At 50.6% G+C, this 6,647-nt stretch carries 6 protein-coding genes; 3 read left to right on the top strand and 3 right to left on the bottom strand.

Annotated elements, in window-relative coordinates:
• Positions 1-4: 4 nt before the first annotated feature.
• Both L1N85_RS14250 and L1N85_RS14255 read left to right on the top strand, forming a co-directional pair.
• Positions 5-1,531: a tripartite tricarboxylate transporter permease gene (locus L1N85_RS14250; RefSeq protein WP_235239624.1), complete on the top strand. Its 1,527-nt coding sequence runs from the start codon at positions 5-7 to the stop codon at positions 1,529-1,531.
• A 38-nt stretch (positions 1,532-1,569) separates the two neighbouring features.
• Positions 1,570-1,821, top strand: coding sequence for an HPr family phosphocarrier protein (locus L1N85_RS14255; protein ID WP_235239626.1), 252 nt, complete (start codon positions 1,570-1,572; stop codon positions 1,819-1,821).
• Positions 1,822-1,904: 83 nt separating this feature from the next.
• On the opposite strand, the gene L1N85_RS14260 is transcribed toward L1N85_RS14255, so the two are convergent.
• The 3 genes from L1N85_RS14260 to L1N85_RS14270 are packed head-to-tail and all read right to left on the bottom strand — an operon-like array spanning position 1,905 to position 4,481.
• Positions 1,905-2,939 carry a Gfo/Idh/MocA family protein gene (locus tag L1N85_RS14260; RefSeq protein WP_235239628.1) on the bottom strand — a complete coding sequence of 345 codons (1,035 nt, stop codon included), beginning with the start codon at positions 2,937-2,939 and terminating at the stop codon, positions 1,905-1,907.
• Between the two features lie 24 nt (positions 2,940-2,963).
• On the bottom strand, positions 2,964-3,815 hold the full coding sequence (locus tag L1N85_RS14265; protein WP_235239630.1) for a sugar phosphate isomerase/epimerase family protein: 852 nt from the start codon (positions 3,813-3,815) through the stop codon (positions 2,964-2,966).
• Between the two features lie 24 nt (positions 3,816-3,839).
• Positions 3,840-4,481, bottom strand: a complete 642-nt coding sequence (locus tag L1N85_RS14270; RefSeq protein WP_235239633.1) for a carbohydrate-binding family 9-like protein — start codon at positions 4,479-4,481, stop codon at positions 3,840-3,842.
• A gap of 170 nt (positions 4,482-4,651) precedes the next feature.
• On the opposite strand from L1N85_RS14270, the gene L1N85_RS14275 reads away from it, so the two are divergent.
• The gene (locus L1N85_RS14275; RefSeq protein WP_235239635.1) at positions 4,652-5,557 is read left to right on the top strand and encodes an AraC family transcriptional regulator; all 906 of its coding nucleotides are present in this window, start codon (positions 4,652-4,654) and stop codon (positions 5,555-5,557) included.
• The last annotated feature ends 1,090 nt before the right edge of the window (positions 5,558-6,647 follow it).

The following is a 6,647-nucleotide window of genomic DNA, read 5'->3' on the forward strand; positions in this document are numbered from 1 at the left end:
ATGAATGGACACATTACAATTTCTCGCAGACGGTTTTGCGACCGCCTTCCACTGGCGTAATCTTCTGTTCGCTTTTATCGGCGTGTTAATCGGTACGGCTGTAGGGGTACTTCCCGGTATAGGTCCCATGAGCGGTGTCGCGCTGCTTATTCCTATAACGGCTTCAATAACCGGCGGATTGCCGCCGGAAGCGGCGGCAACAAGCTCCATTATTCTTCTGGCCGGCGTTTATTACGGAGCGATGTACGGCGGATCAACGACGTCCATCCTGCTCAATACGCCGGGAGAATCCTCTTCCGTCGTAACAACCTTGGACGGCTATCAAATGGCCAAGCAAGGAAGAGCTGGAGCTGCTTTATCCATATCTGCGATCGGCTCTTTTGTCGCAGGAATATTTGCCGTCATTGCGCTCATTGTAGTAGCTGAACCATTATCGGAAGTTGCGATTAAGTTCGGGCCCGCGGATTATTTTTCCTTGATGCTCCTTGGACTATGCGCCGTCAGCGGTTTGGCCGGCAAATCCATTACGAAGGCTCTTATTATGACGGTACTCGGATTACTTCTGGCTACTATCGGCATGGATACGGTGTCGGGTGTCGCAAGGTTTACTTTTGGCATTCCGGTGCTTTATTCCGGCCTCGAGTTTTTAACCGTTGCGGTCGGCCTATTTGCTCTGGGCGAAGTATTCAAAACGATATTGGAGAATGATTACTCCACCGGCCAAACAGCGAAGATCGGACGTATTCTTCCGACAAAGAAAGATCTAAAAGATAGCGCCGGCCCGATTACCCGCGGCTCGATATTAGGATTTTTTATTGGCATTCTGCCTGGCGCCGGTGCCACATTGGCTTCTTTCTTCAGCTATATTTTGGAGAAAAAAATAAGCAAAAATCCTGAATCGTTCGGCAAAGGAAATATCGCCGGCGTAGCAGCTCCGGAATCCGCTAATAACGGAGCATCCGGCGGAGCCATGATTCCTTTGCTTACACTCGGCATACCGGGATCGGGGACGACAGCTATATTGATGGGCGCCTTAATCATGTATAACATCCAGCCAGGCCCTTTATTATTCGAGGAGCATCCTCAAGTGGTATGGGGATTAATTGCCAGCATGCTGATCGGAAATCTCCTTTTGCTTATTCTCAATATGCCGCTTGTGAAAGTATTTGCCAAGATCATTCAAACGCCGCCGAAATACTTGATCCCGCTCATTATCGCCATTTCTATTTTTGGCGTTTACGCCGTGCAAGCGCAAATCTTTGATTTAATGCTGCTGCTTGGCTGCGGAGTTGCCGGGTTCATACTTGCGCGGAATGATTACCCTTTAGCTCCCCTCGTGCTTGGCTTAGTGCTAGGGCCGATGATTGAAAATAATATGCGCAGAGCGTTAACGACTTCCAACGGTGATTTTATGATTTTCCTGCAAAAACCGCTGTCACTCGTTTTCTTAATTATCGCGGCACTTTGGATTATTGTTCCTGTCTTGTTGAAAAAGAGAGGAAAAGAGGTTGTAGTCAATGAGGAAGGATAGCGCAGGTTCCTAACAAAATATTGAACGGAGGTTGTCTTATGAAAGCTGAAATCCGGGCTATTGTTGACATTAACCAAACTGCAGCCAATTTTAAATCAAGCATCGTCCTTTGCATCAGTGAAACGAAATTCGTCGACGTCAAAAGTATTCTTGGCCTAAGTATTTCACTATACAAAAATCTTGCATATAAACTTGAAATTCATGGTCCCGATGAGGAAGAAGCAAAAACCGCCATGATCGATGTCTTCAATAAATATCATCTTTATGTAGAGGTGAACTCTAATGAATGAGCCCGGTTTGCATTTACCAACTTAACATGATCTGTATGAAAAAACCCCGAACGCAATGCCACTATGCGCGTTCGGGGCTATTCCTATATCTCAATCCGCTGCTTATCCTGCAAAGCTTCGAGCGCGCCTCTTTTGTCAGCAGAGCGGATTTCCGCTTCGACGATCTCGAGCGATTCCACCGCGCTTTCCGGCGTGCATATGGAGACCGGCTCGCCCTTGCTGACCGACTCGATAAAGTATTTGATTTCGCGGTAATAGCCCATATCCTCCGATAACTCGGCGATAAAGCCGGGGCCGTCGTTCGGATTGGCCTTCACCTGGTTGTTCTCGAAGACAAGGTTTCCTCCTTCGAAATTCACCCGGTAAGTCATCGCGAAGCCAAAATCGCCTTGAAGCGTCCAATCCGCCTGCGCGTTCAGCACCTTGCCGTCCGGGTAAATATAGTTCGTCGAGACGATGTCGTAGCCGCTGCCCGGAATGACATTGCGCGCGTTCGTCGACACCTGCTCCGGCTTGCCGAACAGCCAGTTCACGATATCCGTATCATGAACATGCATGTCAAGGATACAGCCGCCGCTTTGGCTGCCGTCGAGGAACCAGCCCTGCGGAGAGCCGCTCCCGCGGAAGAAGCTGCCGGCCGTAACCGCGCCATAGCGCCCGTCCGAGACGCAAGACTTCAAATATTCATAAGCCGGCCAGAAGCGAAGACATTGTCCGATCATGAGCGTGCTGCCCGTGTTCTTCGCCGTTTCCGCCATTCGCCAGCCGTCCGCCGCTGTGCCCGCCACCGGCTTCTCGCATAGGACATGAATGCCTCTTTCCAGCAGGGAGCAGGCCAAGTCCGCGTGAAGATTTGTCGGAAGCGTAATATCTACTATATCGAGCTGCTCATTCTCCAGCATCGTTTGTATATCGTCGTAAAGCCGGTACGGCGACAAATCGTACACATTCTGCTTCGTCGCGATATTGCCCCACGCTGCCCCGTTTTTCAGCTCTTCAATCCGCAAGTCGCAAATGGATATCAGCTCTACCGGCGCACCTTCCTCCATTAAGCGGACATAATTGTCAAAATGCATACGTCCCATAAAACCGAATCCGATTAATCCTACCTTTAACATGAGAAAGTCTCCTTTGTCCTCGTATTATTTAGTGCCTGCGCGTCCCAGAATCGCATCCATCGCGCCTGACGAATTGAAAATGATTTGCTCGGAATGATGCGCATAGGGAGGAATCATTTCCGCCGTTACATAGTTGTCATAGCCGATCGATTCCAGCGCCTTCATAACCGCAGGGTAATCGACATCGCCCGCAAGCAGATCGACGAAGCCGTGCAGACCGCCCGCTTGACGGCGGTAGTCCTTAAAGTGCACCTTCTTGATGCGGTGACCCAGAATACGGATCCAATGTTCCGGATAGCCGCTGTGCACGACATTCCCCACGTCGAAGTAGGAGCCTACGAAGCTGGAGCCGTGCGCGTCGATAAACGAACGCATTTCGAGCGGCGACAGCAGAAACTTGTTCCAAACGTTCTCGATGGCGATCGCCACGCCCGCGCTTTCCGCGAATGGCACCAGCTCGCCGATCGATTCCAGCGCGCGTTCATATGCGCGATCGTAGTCGATCACTTCGGCGCCCGGGATGAAGTCCACGCCTACGGCGCCAGGAATGACCAGAATCGCATCGACGCCTAACGCGGCCGCAAGCTCAAGCTGCTTCTTGCATACGTCAATCGCCTTGCTGCGCTTGGCTGTATCGCCGCTCGTCATCGGATAAGACCAGTAGAGGCCGGTCGCCAAGCCTGCGATTTCCAGCTCCGCTTCATCCAGACGGGCACGAATTTCCCGGACGTCCTTATCGGTTGCCTGAAGCCCCAGCTCTCCCGTTTCGTTCAGAGACAGCTCAATGCCGTCGAAGCCCGCCTTTTTCGCCAGCTGTATGCACTCCCCGATCGAGGTGCCCTCTTTAAACGACCATATGTTTATTCCTTTTTTCATCCCAAACGCCTCTCTTTCATCGGTTTAAACGAATGCCAATGTTCCAAATCTCGACGGTATATGATAATTGATGGCTCCGGTCGGCTGCCAAGCCTGATACTGCCTGGTCCCGTCCTTCCCCTCGTCAATCCGGTAAAAATTCACTTTCCAGCTAACTCCCTGCTCGGGCTTGCGCTTGAAATTATTGGAAGGTATGCGGATGAAATAAATGAAGTGTCCTTCTCCATCCGCTTCGACGTTCGTCTGCAGCCCGGTGAAGCTCCATTCTTTATTCGTTCCTGTAATAGAAGCCACGCCATCGTTCTCGATCTTTGCGTCGAACACGACATTACGCGGACTGACCTCAAGCTCCAAATAATGGCGTCCCAGCCCTTCTTCGTCGATAAACATTTCTACGACGTCCTGCTCGTACAGCGGATCGTCCCTTCGCGTAAAGCCCGAGACGATATAACTGTCCTTGCATAAGAAACGAACGTACAAGCTGTCCGGACTCCAACAAGCCCGCACCTCCGTAGGCTCATAAGGCGACAGCCCCGTCACGGTGTCCGTTAATGCCATGGAATCGCAGAAGCTCCAATCCACCGTCTCCGATCCATCGGGCTCACAGGTAAATCTGGCTCGTTTGCAATAATATACGCCGTCTGCATGCAGAGCGTCGGTTTCCAATCGCTCTCCTCCTCTTTTAGCTGATTCCGTTACGTTGTATTTCAGTGAATGGCATGTAATAATACTTATAGATTAAATGATTACTGGATGAAATTCTTTAGCGGGAAAAGAGATTATTTGCACAATTCCGTTGTAAGAGGATGCAAGTTTTCAATCGAGGAGGCCATGCGGTGAATCCGTCAGAATTGATCTATCCCCGTCAGCGCCAGGCTCCTTTCAGGGAGTGGTCGCCCAGTATACATTACGCGCAGTTCCAGCGCTTGAAGACCGGGTCCATGCCGCTGAGAAGGCTGTACGATTTCGAGCTGCTTTATGTCAGCCAGGGAGAAGCGGCCACAACGATGCGGGGGCAGCGCTACACGATTACTGCGGGTCAGCTCATTTTTCTTCCTTCCGGCGTCTTTCATCAGAATGAAGCCGTTTCTAAGCCGGATACCCGCTTTCTCGGCATTCATTTTGATTTTTTCGATGAACTGCAGATCCAGACGGAAGCGGACTTGGTCGTGAACGAGGCGTCCGTTGACATCGGCCGCTTCGCCCATGAAGCCGTATCCGACGTCTTCCCTCCATTGTCTCTGAACCCGGTCTATACGCCCCCGCTCGTATGCGTGCAGCTTATGGAACAGCTTGTTCAGGAATTTACGAATCGTCCTTTAGGCTACGAGCTCGTATGCAAGGCGTTAATGCTGAACATCCTGGCTCAATTACTTCGACTGCCATTATCGCGCTCGACATTCCTTGCCTCCCAGCATGACCTTAAGCTTTTTGAGCTGATGGAGCAGATCGAGGCAAATCCGGCCAAGGCTTGGACGAACAAATCGATTGCGGACCGACTCAATTTGAGCCTCGATCACGCGGCGAAGCTCTTTAAACAGCTTGCCGGCATGCCGCCAATCGAATTCGTGCAATCCATACGCCACCGCGAAGCGAGAAGGCTGCTCCGCGAATCCGACCTCTCGATCGAGCTGATCGGGGAAAGCGTCGGCTACGCCGATATTCATTATTTCAGCCGCCTATTCCGGCGGAACGAGGGCATTTCCGCCACGGAATACCGCAAGCTGTCCCGGATATTATAACGGCCAGCGGTTGCGCACGGGGTACGGCTTTACGCTTAGCCAATTACAGCAGCTTCTCGATCCCCCCCGTTTGGCGCGCTATGATGGATTTATACACTAACTTCATTGAAGTATACGGCGCAGACGATTTTCCTTGATATTTTCGAAAACTCATTTAGCGTGCAACTTCCGGTACAACAATCCAATCACGTTTCCGATCAACTATCGGCGAAACGGAGCAGCACTTGCCCGCAAGGGGAGTCCTGCAGTGGGACGATCAAAAAGTTCTACCGGACGACCCCTCAGATATTCGCTGCCGATGCTGCGGTATCGTGGTGGATGACCAGGGTTTTGAGAAACTGTATGAGAATGAGAAGCAGGCAGAAGGTCAATAATTCGCGATAAGTCGAGCGATCAGCAACCCTGCATGAGGGATTTAGCAACAGCCTCCCCATGCGAAAGGGGGTCTGGAAGGAGATATTCGTATGAGTGACCTTAATCATATAAGGCAGAGATAGCGAAATTGATTCCAGGAGATTCATTCTTAGTTGCCAGGTAAAACCTATCTATTCGTGCATTATTCGCGGAGAAAGGTCATTGGCCAGTTGGATGGTAAGCAATATTAAATTGACGCGAGATGGTTTGTCCGCCTCGTTCAGAAAAACGCAGATCCCTCTCTTGCGAAAGCATGGAAGGAAGCAGAGCTTACAAAGGAAACGAAGAACGATATCTTGCGTACGCTTGATCTTGGAGATATGGTTCGGTGTAACGACGATCAGGTATACAATTCATCAAGCTCAACAAGACGAAATTTCTTGGACGGCTTGGTGATGATGTGTTCCAGATACCGATCACCATTTTTGTCGAGCTCGTTGAGAAGGCCAAACCTCATCCCGAGATTGAAGCGAAGAAGGTGTGGATTCGTCCATATTTCGGCAAGGAGATTGGAACCTGTTATGGTCCGAGGTAGTCAAAGGCTTTACGGAGGAAGAAACGCACGTCACCTTGTACGAGTTTGTCAAGGCCGGAATAAAAGTTTATCTTTTAGCCGATTTAATTTTTTAGATTTTAGCCATAAGGGAGTCAGATTCAAAGGGGGGCTAGCCCCCCT

It is taken from the genome of Paenibacillus alkaliterrae (assembly GCF_021532375.1).
Classification (GTDB): Bacteria; Bacillota; Bacilli; order Paenibacillales; family Paenibacillaceae; genus Pristimantibacillus; species Pristimantibacillus alkaliterrae.

Coding starts and splice junctions, on each gene's coding strand:
- L1N85_RS14250 (WP_235239624.1), top strand. CDS start 5: ATGGACACATTACAATTTCTCGCAGACGGTTTTGCGACCGCCTTCCAC.
- L1N85_RS14255 (WP_235239626.1), top strand. CDS start 1,570: ATGAAAGCTGAAATCCGGGCTATTGTTGACATTAACCAAACTGCAGCC.
- L1N85_RS14260 (WP_235239628.1), bottom strand. CDS start 2,939: ATGTTAAAGGTAGGATTAATCGGATTCGGTTTTATGGGACGTATGCAT.
- L1N85_RS14265 (WP_235239630.1), bottom strand. CDS start 3,815: ATGAAAAAAGGAATAAACATATGGTCGTTTAAAGAGGGCACCTCGATC.